This window comes from Bacteroidota bacterium, assembly GCA_030706745.1.
In the GTDB taxonomy this organism is placed as follows: Bacteria; Bacteroidota; Ignavibacteria; order Palsa-1295; family Palsa-1295; genus PALSA-1295.
In genome coordinates this window covers 217,410-237,279 of sequence record JAUZNX010000003.1, presented here as the reverse complement: position 1 = coordinate 237,279, position 19,870 = coordinate 217,410, and the positions used below count along the sequence as shown (strand labels likewise).

General features: G+C 52.1%; 17 protein-coding genes and 3 tRNA genes. 9 read left to right on the top strand and 11 right to left on the bottom strand.

Annotation, left to right across the window (positions count from 1 at the left end):
• Positions 1-63: 63 nt before the first annotated feature.
• From Q8902_05785 to Q8902_05750, 8 genes are all read right to left on the bottom strand, one after another.
• On the bottom strand, positions 64-2,130 hold the full coding sequence (locus tag Q8902_05785; protein ID MDP4199062.1) for a P-loop NTPase fold protein: 2,067 nt from the start codon (positions 2,128-2,130) through the stop codon (positions 64-66).
• Positions 2,120-2,968, bottom strand: coding sequence for a putative phage abortive infection protein (locus tag Q8902_05780; protein MDP4199061.1), 849 nt, complete (start codon positions 2,966-2,968; stop codon positions 2,120-2,122). The genes Q8902_05785 and Q8902_05780 overlap by 11 nt, the downstream gene beginning before the upstream one ends.
• Positions 2,969-3,147: 179 nt before the next feature.
• A complete protein-coding gene (locus Q8902_05775) occupies positions 3,148-4,077 on the bottom strand; it encodes a ribose-phosphate pyrophosphokinase (GenBank protein ID MDP4199060.1) in 930 nt (309 codons plus the stop codon).
• Between the two features lie 184 nt (positions 4,078-4,261).
• Positions 4,262-4,333, bottom strand: a tRNA-Gln gene (locus Q8902_05770).
• Between the two features lie 129 nt (positions 4,334-4,462).
• A complete protein-coding gene (locus Q8902_05765; GenBank protein ID MDP4199059.1) occupies positions 4,463-5,110 on the bottom strand; it encodes a hypothetical protein in 648 nt (215 codons plus the stop codon).
• Positions 5,111-5,146: 36 nt separating this feature from the next.
• Positions 5,147-5,950, bottom strand: coding sequence for a DUF3108 domain-containing protein (locus Q8902_05760; GenBank protein MDP4199058.1), 804 nt, complete (start codon positions 5,948-5,950; stop codon positions 5,147-5,149).
• Between the two features lie 69 nt (positions 5,951-6,019).
• Positions 6,020-7,009 (bottom strand): glycosyltransferase family 9 protein, encoded by a 990-nt coding sequence (locus tag Q8902_05755; protein ID MDP4199057.1) that lies wholly within the window; start codon positions 7,007-7,009, stop codon positions 6,020-6,022.
• Between the two features lie 2 nt (positions 7,010-7,011).
• Positions 7,012-7,083: transfer RNA gene (locus tag Q8902_05750), tRNA-Gly, on the bottom strand.
• A gap of 193 nt (positions 7,084-7,276) precedes the next feature.
• Between Q8902_05750 and Q8902_05745 the strand changes: the two genes are divergently transcribed.
• The 4 genes from Q8902_05745 (at position 7,277) to Q8902_05730 (ending at position 14,749) form a co-directional block, all read left to right on the top strand.
• Positions 7,277-7,349: transfer RNA gene (locus tag Q8902_05745), tRNA-Thr, on the top strand.
• A gap of 118 nt (positions 7,350-7,467) precedes the next feature.
• A complete protein-coding gene (locus Q8902_05740) occupies positions 7,468-11,166 on the top strand; it encodes a multifunctional oxoglutarate decarboxylase/oxoglutarate dehydrogenase thiamine pyrophosphate-binding subunit/dihydrolipoyllysine-residue succinyltransferase subunit (protein ID MDP4199056.1) in 3,699 nt (1,232 codons plus the stop codon).
• Between the two features lie 214 nt (positions 11,167-11,380).
• Positions 11,381-12,169 (top strand): hypothetical protein, encoded by a 789-nt coding sequence (locus tag Q8902_05735; protein MDP4199055.1) that lies wholly within the window; start codon positions 11,381-11,383, stop codon positions 12,167-12,169.
• A 111-nt stretch (positions 12,170-12,280) separates the two neighbouring features.
• Positions 12,281-14,749, top strand: a complete 2,469-nt coding sequence (locus Q8902_05730; GenBank protein MDP4199054.1) for a M1 family metallopeptidase — start codon at positions 12,281-12,283, stop codon at positions 14,747-14,749.
• 132 nt (positions 14,750-14,881) lie between these two features.
• Here the strand turns inward: Q8902_05730 and lptB are convergent, their stop codons facing one another.
• Both lptB and Q8902_05720 read right to left on the bottom strand, forming a co-directional pair.
• On the bottom strand, positions 14,882-15,634 hold the full coding sequence (lptB, locus tag Q8902_05725) for an LPS export ABC transporter ATP-binding protein (GenBank protein ID MDP4199053.1): 753 nt from the start codon (positions 15,632-15,634) through the stop codon (positions 14,882-14,884).
• A gap of 4 nt (positions 15,635-15,638) precedes the next feature.
• Positions 15,639-17,222, bottom strand: coding sequence for an LptA/OstA family protein (locus Q8902_05720; GenBank protein ID MDP4199052.1), 1,584 nt, complete (start codon positions 17,220-17,222; stop codon positions 15,639-15,641).
• Positions 17,223-17,473: 251 nt separating this feature from the next.
• Between Q8902_05720 and Q8902_05715 the strand changes: the two genes are divergently transcribed.
• Genes Q8902_05715 through Q8902_05695 form a run of 5 tightly spaced genes read left to right on the top strand, consistent with a single transcriptional unit; the run spans position 17,474 to position 19,437 of the window.
• On the top strand, positions 17,474-17,803 hold the full coding sequence (locus tag Q8902_05715) for a hypothetical protein (GenBank protein MDP4199051.1): 330 nt from the start codon (positions 17,474-17,476) through the stop codon (positions 17,801-17,803).
• A complete protein-coding gene (locus Q8902_05710) occupies positions 17,800-18,135 on the top strand; it encodes a hypothetical protein (GenBank protein ID MDP4199050.1) in 336 nt (111 codons plus the stop codon). The genes Q8902_05715 and Q8902_05710 overlap by 4 nt, the downstream gene beginning before the upstream one ends.
• Positions 18,125-18,463, top strand: a complete 339-nt coding sequence (locus Q8902_05705; GenBank protein MDP4199049.1) for a hypothetical protein — start codon at positions 18,125-18,127, stop codon at positions 18,461-18,463. Before Q8902_05710 ends, Q8902_05705 begins: the two co-directional genes overlap by 11 nt.
• Positions 18,460-18,876, top strand: a complete 417-nt coding sequence (locus Q8902_05700) for a hypothetical protein (protein ID MDP4199048.1) — start codon at positions 18,460-18,462, stop codon at positions 18,874-18,876. The genes Q8902_05705 and Q8902_05700 overlap by 4 nt, the downstream gene beginning before the upstream one ends.
• Positions 18,877-18,894: 18 nt before the next feature.
• Positions 18,895-19,437: an HNH endonuclease signature motif containing protein gene (locus Q8902_05695; GenBank protein ID MDP4199047.1), complete on the top strand. Its 543-nt coding sequence runs from the start codon at positions 18,895-18,897 to the stop codon at positions 19,435-19,437.
• 6 nt (positions 19,438-19,443) lie between these two features.
• On the opposite strand, the gene Q8902_05690 is transcribed toward Q8902_05695, so the two are convergent.
• Positions 19,444-19,791 carry a hypothetical protein gene (locus Q8902_05690; GenBank protein MDP4199046.1) on the bottom strand — a complete coding sequence of 116 codons (348 nt, stop codon included), beginning with the start codon at positions 19,789-19,791 and terminating at the stop codon, positions 19,444-19,446.
• Positions 19,792-19,870: the final 79 nt, after the last annotated feature.

The following is a 19,870-nucleotide window of genomic DNA, read 5'->3' as shown; positions in this document are numbered from 1 at the left end:
GAGGCGGCCTGAACGTGTCGAAGGAAGTACCCGCAGACTGGGGTGGAGCGGAGCGGAACTGTATTATTGAGAGAGCCAATCTGGAGTGGTTAAAGTCACCTTCAGCTCACTTTCAATGTTAGCTTTTGCAAGAGAAAGTTCACCCCGTTTGCGAGATGACAACCTAGATGCGGTAGCAAAATCGAAAAGCAACTGCAGGGTACCAGCATCCTTCAAAACATTGTTGTTAAAAGAAGCATAGAATGGATTCTTCCCGAGCAAGACGGTAGAGAGCGTGATCAAAATGAGATAAGCATTTTCCGTAATGCCAGATTGTGCCGGAATGAGTGAAAGTATCTGCTTCAATCTTTCGAGATTTTCTGGCCTCCAAAAGACCGAATCGTTGTCCAAAAAAAGGGGGTAATAAAAATATGGAAAATCGCGAAACTTTGACGCAAGGGAAAGCCAGGGAAATGAAGCCTCCGTTTCTTTAATAACATTCTCCCTCAAGCACGCAAAAAGGAGATCACAAGTTTCTCTGTAAAAGACTTTGTCATCACTAAACATCTGGCTCCAGGGAGCAACCATTCGCAATAGGCTATCATCAGAATGAGGTCCCGTTTCAATGAAGGATTTCAACAGAGAGCGTTCGCGTTCGCGTATGGGTAAGTACTCGCGTGTCCAATTGCCCCACGCCTGATGCACCTTTAGTATCCCTTCGAAGCAGCTCGAACCTAATCCATACTTGAAGTCTTCAACTGAACTTAGGGAGACGAGCTCGTCCAAGAAACTAAGCGTTCGAAGTCCATCCGCCGCTATGCCAGTGTTTTCAAAATGTATTTCCAAGTAAGGCTGTAATTGACGAGCGTATATGTCAACGGATTCCAAAAACAGCGCAAGGAAGACAGATTGAATGCTGTGCCCACTTTCTGCACTGTAGGTTCGAATCACACTTTCTAAGGTGGTGCCCTCCTCTTTCGAGCGAAGCATGATCACCTTACACTCCTTTTCCGTAACGATTGGAGGGTGATCCAATAGGTGAGAGTACATCTGGAAGTCCGAACGTTTTATAAATCTCTCATCAAGCCGTGAAATAATGCGACTTACGCTTTCAGAGTCGGCAAGAGGAACGATATTTTGGCTCGTTAGCGATTCCATGATCGTCTTCACTCCAGCCTCTCTGTTTGAGCCTCCGAGTGAAAAGTGATCTTGCGCCCAGTATGCCGACCCTAAAATAATGTCACAAAGGCCAGGCGAAAATACTTCAAGAAGGGTAGTCATGGAAACCAACTCAGCGTCAACCTCCTCACGGTCAAAGCGGCCTAAGATGTGGCTCGACGCGGATAAATGCCTGACAAATGATCGAATTCTCCTTGGATTCCAGGGAAGAAACTTAAAAGCCGCCGCCGCCTCCAGGAAGTCCAGAGGAATATCAAGTGCCTTGAATTCGTTGTCGATAAGAGACCAAATGCCGTCACTCTCCAGGCCAGGCACACGAAAACTGAAGTCGAAGATCTTATTCAGGTAATCCTTCCTTGCGTAGGTTGAGGAAGAACCGAATTGAAATCGCTCCTTGATTGCTTCAGGATCGTACGCTACCACGAAGGACATGTTTGGAATGTTTAGTCCATTTCTCAAGAGGTAGAAGAGGTCCGGTGTTAAGTTCGGCTCAGCTCTTTCCAAGTCATCAAACAAGACTACGACGCGTTTCCCAGGAATGTTGGACAAGCTCTTTATGGAGCGCAGGGAAGAGGGGAGATCCATTCCGAAGTATGCTCCTTCGCTGTTCAGAATACTCGCGGCGTTTGGGGATAATCCGCCAAGGAAGTTCCATGTGAACTCTGAATCTTGTGGACGCAGGCTATTGCTTAGCTGCCGAACAATCTCTTGTAAAACGACTGGAACAGAGGCTGTTCCCCAGAGCTTGACGTACACAACTTCATTTTGTTGCGACTCAATCGTCTTGATGAAATTCAGTATTACGGTTTTGCCGCTACCCCACTCGCCGATCAGGCCGATTCTAATACTTTGCCCTTCTGGAATGGAGTCGATAATCTCGCAAATGTTTGATGCGAAGGGCCATCGGCCTAAAAGATCCTCTTCCTTATGAGCGATTGCCTCGTCTTTGTCTAGGTCGAAGTTAGCTCTCATGGGCTTCTTCCTTTCTTCTTAAAGCTCTATGATCGTCGCTAATAAGGCAATCGTATCGCAGATTCTGGATGAAATCAAATTCTATTCTTAGAACCTTAAGCTTTGAAAATCTCGGAAGCCATGAGTTATAGCATATCAGGAATAGTTCGGAAGATGATAACTCAGCCTGAAGAATGTCGGCATAAAACTTCGGAGGATGAATATTGTCGGCTGGCGCGCTGAGTTTGATGAATTTCAAAATGTGATAAACCGACCGATAGTAATGTGCTGCAAAATCAGTCTTATCAAAGAATTCAGTCAACTGGTCATCCAGCGGATGATTTGGATTCTCAACCACGAATTGTCTTAACATCTCTTCGAGGTACTTCAATACCTCTGCTCCCTCATAGGAGGTTTGGCTCATCCCGCTCATTACACTCGCATCGAAGCGCAAGCCGCGCACACGTAAATTCGCCTTCAACGCACGAAGGTGGGTACATAGATTGAAGAACGTTCTCTCAAAGTCCTCCTTCTCATTGCGTCTCCGATCTCGTTTCATTTGTAATCGCACCTGTTTCATTCCTCGTCTCTGAATTTTCAGGGTGCTGTAGATGAGTAGTACACCGGCAAACGACCAGAGCGAGCCAACAATACCGCCAATGAACTCGCCTATGGCCCCGGTCTCAGGCCCATCATAATTCCAAATAGGCCCGCGGCCTGTAAATGCGACAATGCCGAGAAAAAGCAATAGCACTGCGAGCCCTGAAAAGATCGCGACAATTGCGAACCACTCATAAGGCCCCCACTTCTCAATAGTGGAAGTTCTATGATCCTTGATCCGTCTAGTCTTGTTAAACATGGTGTGAAATTACAACAACCTCCCTTGTTCCCCTGACACATCCTCCACTCTTCCAGGATAACCGGAATGTCTCTGCTGCCCTGCGGCAGGACGTGCACAGCACGTCCCTACGGTTATCATAGCAATTTCCCTACGCGGCTTTTTCACTGTCAATGACGTGCGCCAGTTCCCGGCCCCAATTACGTATCGAACAGCGAGGAAATCGACTTATCCTCATGCGTCCGTTTGATGGCTTCGGCGAAGACCTTGGCCACGGACTGGACTCGAATCTTGGGCGAGTGATGGAGCAGCGGGATTGTGTCCGCAACGATGAGCGACTCGAGCGGCGAATCTTCGATCCGCTTGATGGCCTCGCCGCTAAGGACGGCATGCGTGCACGCGCCAAAGATTCGGTTGGCTCCGGCCTTCTTCAGTGCCACGGCGGCGTTGGTGAACGTGCCGGCGGTGTCGATGAGATCGTCTACCATAATCACGTTCTTGCCTTTGGGATCGCCGATGATGTTCATCACCTCGGCCACGTTCGGCGCGGGACGGCGCTTATCGATTACGATAAGATCGGTATTGAATCGCTTGGCATACGCGCGGGCCATCTTGGTGCCACCGACATCCGGCGAAGCAATGATCATCTTCTTGATCTTCTGCTCCTTGAAGTGCTTGACGAAGGTGTTCGAGGCGTATAAGTGATCGACCGGAATATCGAAGAAGCCTTGTAACTGCGGCGCATGCAAATCCATCGAAATCACGCGGTCGGCGCCGGCCTTGGCAATCAGGTTTGCAATGAGTTTGCTCGTGATGGCAACGCGGGGCTGGTCCTTGCGATCTTGCCGCGCATAGCCGAAGTAGGGGATGACAGCCGTGATGCGTTTGGCGCTGGCGCGCCGAGCGGCGTCAATCAGCATGAGTAACTCGAGGAGATTCTCCGCCGGTGGGTTAGTGGACTGGATGATAAAGAGGTCCTCGCCGCGGATGTTCTCGTCGTACTTGACCCACATCTCTCCATCCGAGAAATTCTTGATGCGAACGGAAGCCATCGGCACGTTGAGCGCCGCAGCAACCGCTTCCGCGAATTTCGGATTGCTACGGCCGGAAACGATCTTTGGGTGAGACACGGGGGAGAATTTCAAATGTGAAGTATGAAAGATGAAGCGTTATTTCCGGGCTGCTTCTTCACTTGAAGGAGGGTGGTGGTGATGACAAGTCGTTCAATGCAATACAAGTCTGTTGATGCCAAGAATGTCTCGTACTAAAGCCCTGCACCACATTTCATACTTCATATCTCATATTTTCCCTTCGCTGGGGCGGGAGGATTCGAACCTCCGAATGCCGCCTCCAAAGGGCGGTGCCTTACCACTTGGCGACGCCCCAGCGAGTGGGAAAATATGAAAGATGAAGTATGAAGTATGAAATGTGAGGTATGAAATCAGGTTAGCGCTCGACGCACAATTTACTACCAGTGCGTGCCACTTTCATATTTCATACTTCATATTTCATATTTTACAGGGTGTCCCGCACTTCGGCCGCCCCTTCGAGCGACGCGATAACAGAGGCTAATAGACGGAAGTTCTGAACATGTACGGAAGGATCCCGAGGAACATTCAACTCGATCATACTGAGTTCATAAAACCGAGCGCCTGTCGTGAAAAGCGTTACGCTGTGTTGCCGTTGGTGCATGCTATCAGGTGAATTCTCCACATAATCATAGCTTGCGAACAGCTTGTTCTTCACGGTGTAAAGCGTGGTTGGCCGCGAAATGCTGAGTTTGCCAGGCAAGCGCGATGACTTCAGATGAAACGATTGCTCCGTGAGCGCGCTCATTCCATCGCGTTGGACTTCACGCCGAAACTCGGCCGTTGCGGGAATCTCCGCGAGTACGAGCGCTCGTTCGCGCTCCGGATCGGTATAGACTTCGAGGACATTCTCCATCGGAATACTCCGAATGTCCACCCTGAGCCAGCCCTTCGGGTAGCGGGCCGCAATATCGCCAGAGGGAGACCGGAAGTAATTTTCGTCGAGCGCGTTTGGCAGCGGCAGGTACGGCGAAGTGGGGCTAAGCGGTTTGGTCGTCGGTCCAAACAAGCTGCAGCCAGTCACGAACAATGTCAGGAAGATTAGTGCGGCTGCGGGTATCGGACGTATCACCATGCACAAAAATACTCAGGAAAAATGAGCGGCCACCAGTTATTCCGTCTTCGCCGTCACGGGACCGCGAGCACCTTCATACTTTGTGAGCGTGGCAGTAATCTCACCGATGATGACTTTGGAGGTCATTTTGACCGGCAGATGATTGTCATCGTCGGTCAGCCAAATCTTGATCGATCCTTCGCTTTTGAACAGCCCGCCCTGGACGACCATCGGCTCGACAACCGCGCATTCGAATGTGCCCGCATCGGTTTCAACTTTTTGGTGGCCGAGAATACGAACATCCAGAGGATGCGTCTGTCCATCATAGAAATTTTGAAGATGGATCACATCACCCCTTCGTGAGTGTGTCAGATCGAGCGTCCGCACATAATAGAATGCACTGACAATATCATGCACGTACTTCGGAATCTTGTAATGATTTCCATCGCTGGTCTCCGCCGTTTCGGATACCGGATCGAAAAACGCGTCATAGTCCTTGGAGTAATTTCCTTCGCGAACATGCTGCTCGAAACGCCAGGGAAAGATCCCATCGACATCCATGAACGTCTCGTAACGGTCCCGAACCTTGAAGACCCAATCGAATCCCGAGGTGGAACTTGCTTCAATCCGAGTCTCATAGGTCTTGCGACCATTGACATACCGGTACGCCGGAATAGACATCACGGCATGACCGGCGGTAATAAACCCATACGAAATATCGAAGCTAAGCCGCTCCCCAACGGTAAATGCATTATTGGGCCAGGAGCGGAATTGCTGATCCGCAACGGCGGATTGGTCGGGCGCCTCGATAGCGGCAACCGTTGCGACACTCGCCGCGAGAGCGAGGACAATCAGTGCCACCCGGTGTGAGAACAAGTGCTTTAAGCTCAAGCCAATAACCTCAATTGGACTGTATACATGAATAGCGCTTCAGCTAAGGATGCTGCGTATGATCTCCATTACGTCACGCACAAGAATTCGTTCCATGCAGGTACATACTTTGCAGTTCGGGCATCCAGAGATCGGCTCCGGCGCAAGATTGAATGCACGCGTCCCGCGAAATCCCCATCGCTCGCGTGCTAACGCAGGAGGCAACGGAAAAAGCCCGACGCTGGGCGTGCCAACAGCGGCAGCCAAATGACCTGGGCCGGTGCTGTTCGAAATCACAATCGATGCCTTGGTCAGCAATGCTGCAAGCTCCGGAAGAGATTTGCCGACGAATAAATGGACGCCAGCGCCAATTTCATTCTTTGCGCGCTCCAGCAACTCCCGGTCGCCCTCTGTGCCAGTAAGCACGATCTCCAATCCAAATTCGGAGCGCATCGTGTTCGCAAGCTCAACAAAATGCTCCAGCGACCAGTCCTTACTCGAACCGGCTGTCGAGATGTGAAGCACCGCAAATTTGTCGGCAGCATTTGGCAGTGTGGCATAGAGCCACTCGCGTGCCACTGAATGTTCTTCATCGCGGAGTTCAACTTGAGGGAGTGCCTGCGGATCAGCTTCGATACCGATCGATCGAAGCATTCGCAGGTTGTGCACTGCCTCATGGAGGCCGCCTAGGCGCCGATGCGCTCGAATGCGCCGATTGAAAAGTGGAGAATACCAACGATAGCCTGTGCCAATCCGGACTGGAATTCGGGCGAGAAAGGCCGCAAGGACTAATGGCCATCGAGGACTCGGAAACACTGCGACCTCGCAACCACTGGCGCGAAAGAGTCTGATATTTTGCCACAGGCTATTTGTAGCTTCGAACGAAATCACTTTGTCGATCGCCGGGCACCGCTCGGCTATGGGTCGGGTGTAGTTGTGGACGAGGAAGGAGACGGAGACGTTGGGATTCGCTCGCTTGAGTTCAGACGCCATAGGCAGCGTCAGGACGAGATCGCCCAAGCGGTCGGTACGAACGATGAGAACTTTCAATGAGCGGGAGACGGGGATCGAACCCGCGACGTCCAGCTTGGGAAGCTGGCATTCTACCGCTGAATTACTCCCGCAGCAAGCACGTACTAAGTGCTGAGTCCTTAGTGCTGAGTGCAAAGATGTGTTGGCAGGAAATCGTTTCGCAAAAGTGATTACTGATCTCAGGACGTAGCTTTTAGCACTCAGCAGTTAAAGCACTTCGAGAGGAACCGCGTATGAAAGGCAAGGTGTTACACGCGCGCCTCATAAGAGGCGGCCTTACACGATGCCACCCTAGCTCAGTTGGTAGAGCAGCTGATTCGTAATCAGCAGGTCACCGGTTCAAGTCCGGTGGGTGGCTCTGGGACAAGGCTCTTGCGCACTCCGGTCCTCCGCGCAGGGGCCTATTTTTATGGCGTTCCATTTACTGCCGTCCCCGATTGTCCGCAACGTTTGGTACGAAAGATCGTATAGAGTCAATGGATTCTATAGAATCTATCGGAATGCAAAACAACAACAAAAACATCTCAGCCAGGATCGCACAGGATTTTGGCGCAAACGCCAGCTACGTCGAAACACTTCTCGATCGCTATCAATCCAATCCGTCATTTGTCGATGAAAGCTGGAGCAGCTATTTCGAAGAACTGATTGGCGGGGCGAGTTCAAACGGAAAAACTCCTACTCAGACAGTTGAACCCATCAGTCCTGCCGGTCCGATCAGTCCCATGGCTGCCCCCGCCACACTCACAGGCGGTGCTGAACTGCTTCGCGGCGGCGCGAAAAAACTCGTCGAGAATATGGAGCAGAGTCTTACCGTGCCGACGGCAACATCCGTTCGGTTGGTTCCGGTAAAGGTGCTCGAGGAAAATCGACGCGTCATCAATGATTACAGAGTGCTACGAGGTTTATCCAAAGTCTCTTACACACATATTATTGCATGGGCGATCATCCGAGCGATGGACGGGTTTGCGCAGATGAACGATGCTTTGAAGCTTTCCGCAGAGGGACCTGCAAGAATCAAACGAGCAGACATAAACTTAGGAGTTGCTGTTGATGTCCAGCGGCAGGATGGAAGCCGAACGTTGCTGGTGCCAAACGTCAAGCGTGCGAGCACGCTCACATTCTCGGAATTTCTTCGGGCCTATGATGATGTAGTCACACGAGCTCGAACTGGCAAGCTTGAAATTGCGGACTTCGAAGGCACCACGATCTCTATAACGAATCCCGGCACGCTTGGGACCGTTGGCTCCGTGCCGCGACTCATGTCCGGGCAGTCGATGATTATCGCGACAGGTGCGATTGAATATCCTGCTGAGTATCAGGCGATGACGCCCGAAGCGTTGACGCTTCTGGGCGTGAGTAAGGTCGTCCAAATCTCTAATACCTACGATCACCGTCTCATTCAGGGTGCGGAATCCGGCGCAATGCTGGCACGCATCCATGAGCTATTACTTGGTAAGGACCAGTTCTATGCTCGAATATTTGGGGACATAGAAATTCCGGTACGACCTTTCCACTGGGGGATCGACACAAACCCTGCGCTCCTCTCCTCGCAGGCACGAGAGCGGCTCCAATTGCGCAAGCAGGCCGGCGTACTCGAAATGATTAATGCCTACCGCGTGCGTGGACATCTCATCGCCGATCTGGATCCGCTCCATGCGGTGAAGGTCAGTTATAATCCTGAACTCGACATCGAGACATATGGTCTGACAATCTGGGATCTGGACCGCGAATTCGATGCCGGTACTTTATCTGGACTCGGCATTGCGACGCTGCGAACAATCATCGATGCACTCCGGCAGGCCTATTGCGGAACGGTCGGCGTGGAATACCGGCACATCCAGAGCCGGGAAGAGAAGCTATGGATCCAGCAGCGCGTGGAGAGCGCCGCACAGCCAGTCGAGCCAGAGGTTCGCAAGCAGATTCTTTGGAAGCTAATTTCCGCCGAGCAGTTCGAGCGGTTCCTACACACCAATTATCTCGGCCAAAAGCGATTCTCTGTCGAAGGCTGCGAAACGCTGATTCCATTACTCGATCAACTGATCGAGCAAGCCGCCGGCGATGGTGTTGAAGAAATTGTCTTCGGGTCGTCGCACCGTGGCCGGTTAAACGTGATCGCGAATGTGATTGGCCATTATTGCGAGCGCATTTTCACATCCTTCGAAGGCTCGGTCCATCCAAATTTTCCTGCGGATGAAGGCGATGTAAAATATCATCAGGGCGCGACTGGCGAACGCCAGACTCAGTCGCGAACGGTCAAACTCACGCTCGCAAATAATCCGAGCCATCTCGAGGCCGTCGATCCCGTCGTTGAAGGAATGGTCCGTGCCAAGCAGGACGCGCTCCGGGGGAATGATGAGTTAGGGATGATGAATGATGAAAGAAAGGCATCCTCAGCATTCAACATTCAAACGTTGAGTTGGGAGAAGATTCTTCCGGTGCTGATACATGGCGATGCCGCCTTTGCCGGTCAAGGCATCGTTATGGAAACGCTCAATCTCGCACAGCTATCTGGTTACGGCGTCGGTGGGACGATTCATATTGTCGTCAATAATCAGATTGGCTTTACGACGAATCCTGCCGAAGGCCGATCAACGGTCTATTCGACAGATATTGCGCGAATGACCCAATCGCCGATTTTCCATATCAACGGTGACGATCCCGATGCGGCCTATCGCACCCTGTTGCTTGCACTCGAGTATCGCCGGACCTATCACAAGGATATTGTCCTCGATGTCATCGGCTTTCGTCGTCTGGGACATAACGAATCAGACGAGCCGAGCTATACGCAGCCTCTCATGTACTCGCGTGTTAAAGCTCACCCGGGTGTCCGCACGATTTATGCACAGCGGCTCGTGAAGGAGAGAGTCGTCACCGAGCAAGAAGTCAAGGACTTGGTCGCAGAGCGGATCCGTCGCTATAATGAGGCGTTACAGCGCGCGAAAGTTGTTGTTGCCGGGTTGAGGAAGACTGAATCGCTTCCCGAAACGACACCGGAGCGAGACGGCTCGGTTAGTATCGCCACCGGTATGGATCGAGCGATACTCGATGAGATCACCCAACAGATTTCGATCGTACCACAGGCATTCCACTTGAACCCGAAGATGGTGAGCCAACTTGCCAGGCGAGCCAAGATGGGTGCGGGAGAATCGAATGCCGATTGGGCTTTTGGCGAAGCGCTCGCCTTTGGCTCGCTCGTCCTCGAAGGCACGCACGTCCGCTTGAGCGGACAAGACTCCGGTCGTGGCACCTTTAGCCAGCGCCACGCCGCGATGTATGACATTGAATCCGGCGAGAAGTGGATTCCGCTCGCACATTTGAATGGCGCGAAGGCTTTGTTCGAGGTGTACGACAGCTCTCTTTCTGAAGAGGGCGTGCTTGGCTTCGAGTATGGATATTCGGTTATTGCCGAAAATGATCTCGTAATCTGGGAAGCCCAGTTTGGCGATTTCGCTAATGGCGCGCAGACGATTATCGATCAGTTTATCGCCGCGGCAGAGGAAAAATGGAAGCAGAAGTCTAGGCTGGTCATGTTGCTGCCGCATGGATATGAAGGGCAAGGCCCGGAGCATTCGAGTGCACGACTCGAACGCTTCCTGCAACTCTGCGCGGAGAATAATCTTCAGGTTGCGAATCCGACAAACCCGGCGCAGTATTTTCACCTACTCCGTCGTCAGGCAACTCAAGTGGAGCGAATTCCGCTGATCGTTATGACCCCGAAGAGTTTACTTCGTCTGCCAGCCGCGGGATCGACGATTGATGATTTTACAACTGGCGGTTTCCTTCCGGTGATTGACGATGCGGGCCTGAAAGACCACACGGAGGTAAAGCGAGTCGTTGTATGTAGCGGCAAAGTCTACTACGATTTGCTCGAGGCTCGCGGAGATAACGAAACGGTTGCGCTCGTGCGACTCGAACAACTATATCCCATCCCGGGTGAGGCGCTTCAACGGATCGTCGAGGACTATCCAAATGCGCGTGAGATCGTATGGTGCCAGGAAGAGCCGAAGAATATGGGAGCCTGGACATTCATCCGCCCACGACTTGAAGGGCTATTTCCAAATCTAGCGGTTCGGTACGTCGGTCGCGACGCGAGTGCCAGTCCGGCAACCGGCTATTTTGCGGTACATGAATTGGAGCAGAAGGCGACCGTAAGTCAGGCGCTCCATCTAATGTGATTCGATCGCCAATCGTGAAGTGGAATTAACTTCATACTCAGAAAAATGCTTGTGATAAGTCGTGCCTGAAGGCGTTCTATCACTGAAGGTCAACTAATCGCAAGGTCGTCGCGAAGCCGCCCGATTGTGTAGCCTGCCGACCCTGTGCTGAAGAAGCAGCGCGAGGTCTGTCAATCGAGTCACAACGAACGTTATTAATTAGACGAGGTCTGTAATGAAGTTATTCATCGCAGAGTATGCCCGCGCGTATACTCAACGGATTCTGTTCGCTTTACTTGGACTCACGCCTGTTCTAATCACAGCATGTTCAAGCCCCAACTCGGCGCCGGCAACTTCGACGCCGGTCAGTTACTCAGCCAGCGCATTTTTTAACACGCAACCGTTGGGTGATACGGACCGGACTCCATCGCCGGCATGCTTCCCAGTACAATATCTGCAGGAGCAGCTTGGTCTGAGCGACACCCAGGTTATCGCAATTCAGGCATTGCAGGATTCACTCCGGCTCGCAATTCAAAAACAGATTACGACGATGAAAGCCTCGGGGACACTGAATCGCGACTCAGTTCGGGCACTGCGGCAGCAATATCAGGTCGCGCTGCAGAATGGTCTCGCAAATATCTTAACGCCTGCACAGCTCGTACAACTCAAAGCGTTGATGCCTCCGGCTGTTCCTCCTGAACATTATGGACGTGGACCGCTTTCGGGGCGTCAACACAATAATCATGACTTGGATAGCCTGCAGTCAATGGCTCCCGCCGTCCGCGATAGCATCGTGCTTGCCAGGATGGAACAGGTGCTCGCGGCTGCCGGTGACACACTTACCGCGACCCAGATCACCCTGATTGAAGACCTGCAAGCCAGCCTTCAAGCGGATACGACGCTGACGCCACAGGCGCGTCGGGCGCAGTTCGAAGCTCAGCTTCAGACCATCCTGAATGCCAACCAAATTGCAGTCTTGAAGCCGATCGGAGAGGGAGATCGCCGGCGCCACAGACATGGTTAGGGGAAACAACATCTCTCGTTCTGAAGGGACACACGGACAGTGTGTCCCTTCGCTTTTTAGGGGAGGAGGTGAAAGATAAGGTAAATTTGCAGTTCTATTATTTCAAATTGCATGAAGCTACTTCGCTATTTTTCGATTGTACTCGCCATTGTTGTTCTTCCATTGCTCGCTCGCGCTCAGTTCACAGGCTGGGATCCACCGGAGCAATCCCGCACTCACGCGACGGATATTTCGCACATCGAAATGCATATTTCGTTCGATGAGCCGGCAAAGAAGGTAATGGGCACTGTGTTGCACACACTTACAATACTTCCGCAGCGCGGACCGGTGGACACGATCGTCTTCGATGAAAATGGACTAAACATCGAGAAGGTGTGGCTGCAAGAAGGCAAGAGCAAGCAGACTGCGGTTCGCTTCGATACTGCGGATAATAAGCTGACGATGCGGTTTGGTCATGCGATGCCGATCGGCCAGCCGATCACGATCGGCATTCAATACTCCGGTATGCCGAAGAAGGGAATGTATTTCATGGCACCGGATACATTTTACACACAACGTCCCGAGCAAATTTGGACACAAGGCGAAGGCGAGGATAATCGCTATTGGCTCCCGACATACGACTATCCCAATGATAAGACCACGACCGAAATGTACGTTACGGTCCGCTCGGACCAAAAAGCGCTTTCAAACGGTCATCTCGTCGGCAAGGATAAGAATAAAGATGGTTCAGTTACCTGGCACTGGAAAGAAGATAAACCATACTCGACTTACCTCATCATGCTTGGTATCGGCCATTATGAAGTCCCGACCGACATGTGGCGCGGCAAGGAAGTGCAATACTGGGTCTACCCGGGTTGGTCCAGCGAGGCGCATCGAATCTTCGGACTTACTCCAAGAATGCTCGAGTTCTTTTCAAGCAAGACCGGCTTTGAGTACGCCTGGGAAAAATACGCGCAGATTGCCATCGCCGATTTTACTTACGGCGGAATGGAGAACGTCTCGGCCACGACGCTGAACGATTACGTCATGTTCGATAAGCGGTCTGGAATCGATTTCAGCTCCGAAGGCCTCATCGCCCACGAGCTTGCACATCAGTGGTTTGGCGATGTCGTCACCTGCCGCGGCTGGCTTCATATGTGGCTCAATGAATCATTTGCGACATACTTTGAAGGAATGTTCCGCCAATACCAGGATGGGCAGGACGAATTCGAAGAGGAAATGCAGGGTGCTGCAAATGCCGGGATCGGCGCCGAGACCAGTATGGGGAAGAGGCCCATTGTGGCGACAAACGCGTACTCCGTAAACACGTATCCGCGCGGTGCCGCGACGCTCAATATGTTGCGTCATATTCTTGGTGATACTGCATGGTGGGCATCCATTCACCACTATCTCATGGTTCATCAGTTTCAACCTGTCGAGACCCAGGACTTGATGCGATCGATCGAAGAGGCCACCGGACAGAACATGAAATGGTTCTTCGACGAGTGGGTCTTCAAGAGCGGACATCCCATCTTTGATGTGGCATACACCTACGACGATGTTGCGCACCAAGTGCATATGAATGTCGCGCAGACGCAAGCCCACGATTCTCTGACGGGAATATTCAAGACTCCGATCGATATTGAATTTACGATGCCAGATGGTACCGTTAGGCAAGAGACAGTCCGGATGCAGGATTCAGCGCAAACCTATACCTTCTCCGTGCCCCAAAAGCCCGTCATGGTGATATTCGATAAGGGCAACACCATCATCAAAGAGTTACGCTTTCATAAAACTGCTGATGAGTGGGTCTATCAGCTAACTCACGCCAGATGGGCGATCGAGCGTTCACAGGCTGCGCTCAATCTGACACCTGAGAATGTCGGGTATTCCGCTGCCGCGTTCGAGGCGCTACGTCAAACGACAGTGTCCGATACCTTCTGGGCCGTTCGCCAGCATGCGCTCGCTTCGCTCGCGAGATTTGCGGATTCCGCACATGACATCGCTCCGATCTTGATGGAGATTGCAACGGAGGACCACCGCTCCGATTTGCGCGCACAGGCCGCGATGCTGATTCCATCGCATGCGCCACAACAGATGGGCGAGCCAGTCCTCATGGGTTTGATCGAGCATGACTCCAGCTATAGTGTCGTAGGCAGTGCATTAAATGCTCTCTGGCTTTACGATCATTCCAAAGCGTATGGTTACGCGTTGAACTTCTTAAAGATTAACTCGCCGCGCGATCGCATACGGCAATCTGCAATAAGCGTACTTGAAGCAACGAAGACTCCGGAATCCCTTAATGAGTTGATCCTACTCATCAATCAGCACGACATGCCGAAGTGGACGCGGACGAACCTCATCGGTGCGATCAGCGGCATGGTCTCCGTTGATTCAGGACTTGTGTATCGCTCGCTGTGGAATTTGACAAACAACGGTGACAACGGTATCCGCGGCACCGCGATCAACAAATTGGCGGATATGGGCAATATGATGACGCTGCACGAGTTGGAATCCCAAGGCATGACTCGCCCGGAGATGAAAGCAACCTACGATGCAGCGCTCACGAAAATGCGGAAGCGTCTTGGTGAGAGCCAATAAATGAGTTTCGATGGGGAGATTGTTACATAATTAGTGGATGGTGGATAGTGGATAGTTGATAGTGGATAGAATAATACGGGAGGATCCCGTTCTTTGACCATGCACTATCCACTATCCACTATCAACAATCAACTACTGACTATCAACTCGATCCCGGTATCGCTCCAACTTAAACGTTTCGCCGAGATACAGCCGCCGAATCTCCTCATCCTCAGCCAGTTCATCGGCGCTTCCGGCGCGATAGATGGTACCATCAATCAGGATGTACGCGCGATCGGTGATCGAGAGCGTCTCATGCACGTTGTGATCCGTGATGAGCACACCGATGCCACGGCCTTTGAGCCGAATGACGATCTGCATGATCTCTTCGACCGTGATCGGGTCGATTCCGGCGAATGGCTCATCGAGCAGGATATAACCTGGGTTGGTCGCGAGCGACCGAGCGATCTCACATCGGCGCCGCTCGCCGCCGGAAAGTGCATAGCCCGGCGATTTACGAATATTCGCGATGTTCAACTCCTCCAGCAATTCCTCGCACCGCGATTGGCGCTCTTTCCTCGATAGCGGCATGAGTTCAAGCACTGCGAGCAGATTCTCTTCGACCGACATCTTGCGGAACACCGATGCCTCCTGTGGCAAATAGCCAATGCCTTTGCGCGCACGGGCATACATCGGCAGGGCAGTGATGTCCTCGCCGTTCAGCAGCACGCGGCCTTCATTCGGCTTGATGAGGCCGGTGATCATGTAGAACGTCGTGGTCTTGCCAGCACCATTTGGGCCGAGCAACCCGACGATTTCGCCGGGGACGACGTAGACACTGGAATCCCGGACGACCGTCCGCTTGCCGTAAATCTTCTTGAGGTGCTCGGAGCGTAATTCTTGCATGAGGTCAGCTTGCAGACTTTCGTTGAACGGGCGGCTTTGGCGTTGGTTCCGGTTGTCCCGGCTTTGGTGTCTTAGGCAGTTGCGGCTTTGCTCGTGGCGTTGGCGGAGGTGCCGCTGGCAATTCCCATGGCAGGACAAATTCTTCCCGGCGTGGTCGCAATTGAGTATGCCGTTCGTAATCAGCAAGCCGGAATGACTTGGCGCGCTTGCCGACGAATCGCTCGGGAAAGTACTCGCCTTCAGTGCCGGAGAGAATCGCGAGCCGCTCGACGGACTTGCCCTTGAAGTCCATGCGGATCGTATCGCCGCTCGATCGATTCACGCCGTCCGGCTTGCCATCGCTGATGAGAAAGTAAATGGATAAGGCGTTGCCGAGATCATAAAGTTGCCGCGCGGTATCCCGGGTGACGATGAGCACCATGCTGTCACCCTCGAGTTGATGGATCCGGCCCGAGTTCGGAAACGAATCAACCGGGCTTGTGGCGAAGGCATGACGCAAGGCATAAATGCGCTGAATGTGACGGTCGCGCATTGTCATCGCGATGCTATCGGCGTTGATCTCGGTCGAGTCGTTCCAGACACGCTGGCGAGCAGAGTGCGAGACGGTAATGACTTCGCGCGCCTGATCGTAGACAAGCGTCCCGCCAATCAGACTAAAGCCCAAACGCAGGAGACGAACGCTATCGATCGCCACAAATCGAGCCGAATCGCCTTGGAAGATCTTCATCGTATCGGCCCGGAGGAACGTCGTGTCAAAGTGCGTGACCATCTTGCCGGTGCTGTCGCGGACTTGCGAGCTATCCAGCATTTCAAGCAGAGGTCGGCGGGGCACGATCATGTAATTTAGCTTGGCGAAGCGGGCAAGTGTATCGCCAAAGACGGTCGTCTGATTCGGGATATCTTCAACCGCGACATGCCCGCGCGCGCGCATCTGGCCCTGCGCCCGCGCATCGAGAAGCCAATCCGAGGAGAGCCGAAGCGAGTCGTTCGCAAGATGCACATTGCCTTTGACCGTTGTTTCGTCCAGCGCCTTCAAGTAAATAATGGTATCACCGGAGAGGGAGCCGGAATCACTTTTCGCCTCTGCATGGCCAAGCAAAATCGTGGTTTGGGTAGCCCGATAATACACCAGCGAATCCGAAACGCTCGTGGTCTTGCCTTGTGTGATCGTCACGTGCCGCCGAAACCGCGCGATCTGATTGTCCATGTCGTAGTCGCCTTCGGAGGCAGTCAGCTCGATGTCGCGATCGAACAGCCGCACGCCGCCATCGGCATGACCGAGGTGCGTTGAATCATTGTACGTGGCGCGAGGCGCATAGAGCGAGAGGGTATCCTGATGGATCGCGACGTTGCCGATCAAATCCACGCGATGACCGTTCGTGTACTTTATTGCCTTGTCGGCGGAGCCATAGAGCGGCCCTTGCACAAATTGGAAGTGTCCGATGATTTGCTCGACCGGCTGGCCGTTGATGTCGCCAGCGACGAGACTATCGCCAGTAATCTGAATCTGTCCGCGGTCCTGCGCACGGCCCACCTGCACGCTGGCGAGCGTGAGAACAAGAAGGATGGCGCGCGATAGAGCTTTCATCGTATTAGTGAGAGGCAAAACCGACGAGTTGTGGCAATCAATCCGAAGGGGATGATCCGCGTGGTGCCGGGCGGCGCCATTGACATGCCATCCCATCCATCCAACGCATCCCACCCATCCCAGTTCAGACAATTTACCCGAACTCCCGAATTCGCCGGCCTGTTGGATAAAGCGTTCTAAACTTCGACCCTGAGCGCAAGTTCGTCCCGCGAACCCCGACACTCTCTGCCGAATCCAGTTTATTTTTGAATATGTCACGAGAAATTGAATTGCTGACGGAGATACGCGACCTGCTGGAAGCCATGGCGGAGCCTGCAATCGCAAAACGAGATGAGAAATTTCGAGATGGTATTCTCGCAGTCGCAGGCAAAAGCCAGAAGAGTTGCAATGCTATCTTGTTAATGGATGGGTCCCGTACCCAAGCGAATATTGTTAAGGAAGCCGAGATTGATCAAGGACAGTTAAGTCGTCTTGTTAAAAATCTAAAAACTAACTCGCTCATCGGCTCTGACGAAAAATATCCGAAACTTCGCACCAAACTTCCGCCGAATTTCTTCGACCTAAAGGGGGCAACCAAATGAATAACGATACAACTGAACTCCTCGAAACCGTGCGGAAGATTCACGATCTCTTGGCACTTCTCGCTGAGGACAAGATCGCTCAACGTGACGCCAAGCAGCGAGCTGCCTTGCGGGAGATTGTTGGTTCGAGTGCCGCGAAGCAGAAAACCATTTTTTTGATGGATGGGACGCGCACGCAAGCGCAGATTCACAGTGAGACTTCCTTCCATAAAGGCAACTTAAGCACCATGGTCGGCAAGATGCGCGAAGCGAAGCTGCTCTTGGGTGATACAAAGATGCCAGAGTTGGCTATTTCAATACCACCAAACTTTTTCGAGAGCGATGCAGAGTGAAGAAAAACTTCTCGAAGTCTTGGTTGAAATCCGCAATTGGATTCGTGCTTCTGCGCATGCGCCGGTGAAGGCACTTCTGGAAGCAGCACTCCCTGATCCGAAATCGCGCGCTGCATATCAGCTGCTTGACGGAACCGCCACGATGGATCAGGTACGAAAAGCATGCAAAATGAGTCCTAACGCACTTATTGTGCTCGCCAATCAATGCTCCGCTATGGGCTTAATGGAGCTCACTGATGACAAGAAGCGTGTCAGGTTATTTGATTTAGCTGACTTTGGCCTCGTTGGTGAGATCGATGCCAAAGTCACGAGGGGGAGCAAATCATGAACGATAAGCAAAAAAAGAAGGATGGCCTTGAAGTAACTTCCGACACGCTACAGATGGAATTAGTAGGAATCAAAGATCGGCTGAGCGCGATCGAAACGATTCAAAGTATTTCAAATGAGAAGGTCGTGAAGGAGTACGTTCAACGGCATCTCAAAACTAAGGACGCTCGGAAGATTATGAAAGAGTGCGAGGACCCAAAAACGAAGGCGGACCTTCAAACGAAATTCGGTTACAATAGTCAGCAGGCGCTGCACCATCATCTTAAGCCGCTTATGGTAGCCAATCTTCTTCGCGAGAAAGTCGTGGAAAATGACCAAGATTGGACAGTATTCTTTGAGTGGAGCGATCTCGTTCGTGGTCTTCCGAAGTCCACGATCGAATCAATTTTGGGTGACGCGAAAACCAAAAAGTGACTAATGGCCAAAAAGAGGATGGCGAAACCTCGCGAGCGGAAGAATCTCCCGTCCAAAACGCGCGATATATTGTTGACGGAATCGGGTTACCGATGCGCCGTTCCAACTTGTCGCGGCATTCTCGCTCTCGACATGCACCATATCGATGAAGTATCTGCCGGCGGCGGTAACGATCCAGCAAATCTCATTGCACTTTGTCCAACGTGCCATGCTCTTTATCATCGCGGCACTTACAAAGTTGAATCGATTTATACATGGAAGGCCATGCTCGTTGCCATTACGCGGGCCTTCGATTTGGAAGCAATTGATCGGCTTCTGTTTTTAGAGCCTCTCAAGAAGGATGACTTAGTGGTTACTGGCGACGGCCTACTACACTTTGGAAGGTTAATCGCAGCCGGATTAGCGTCTTTTGATCAGAAGGCAAATAATAAGTGGCAGATCGTGACATACGCGGTCAATATAAGCGACAAAGGCCGACAGTTGATTGAGGCGTGGAAGCAAGGTGATCGTACGAGGCTTAGGCAGGTAATGGGCGGCCCTATACCAGGTGGAAAGCCGTAGGAAAAACTATTCGATTTGTTTGTTATCGACGCTACGTTTGGCCGCATGGAAAACAATGTTGTCCAACCAGTGCTTATGCATCGAGTTGAGTGCGCGTGCGAGGGTAGCAGCCTCTTCGGCGCTTAGATAAAAATTAATCGCGTCCGCCGTGCGGGTGTGATGAGGAGCGATTGACATGCGAATCTCCTTGCCGGATTCGGCGAAAGGATCATATTCAAAATGGATGTGGCCGCTCTCCTTAATATCAACGCCGGTAAAGATGCGGTTGAGTTCGCCGAGTTGGTTGTCTTTTTCCATATTCGGGAGTTTGTAAAAATTGATGAAATCTGTTCCCTTCGCCTTTTCGACGGCCATTTCGAGAACGCTCACGGAGCGTAAACCTGAACCGTTTTAAGTTAGGTTCTGATGCGCGCCACAGTGGGCGGGATAACAT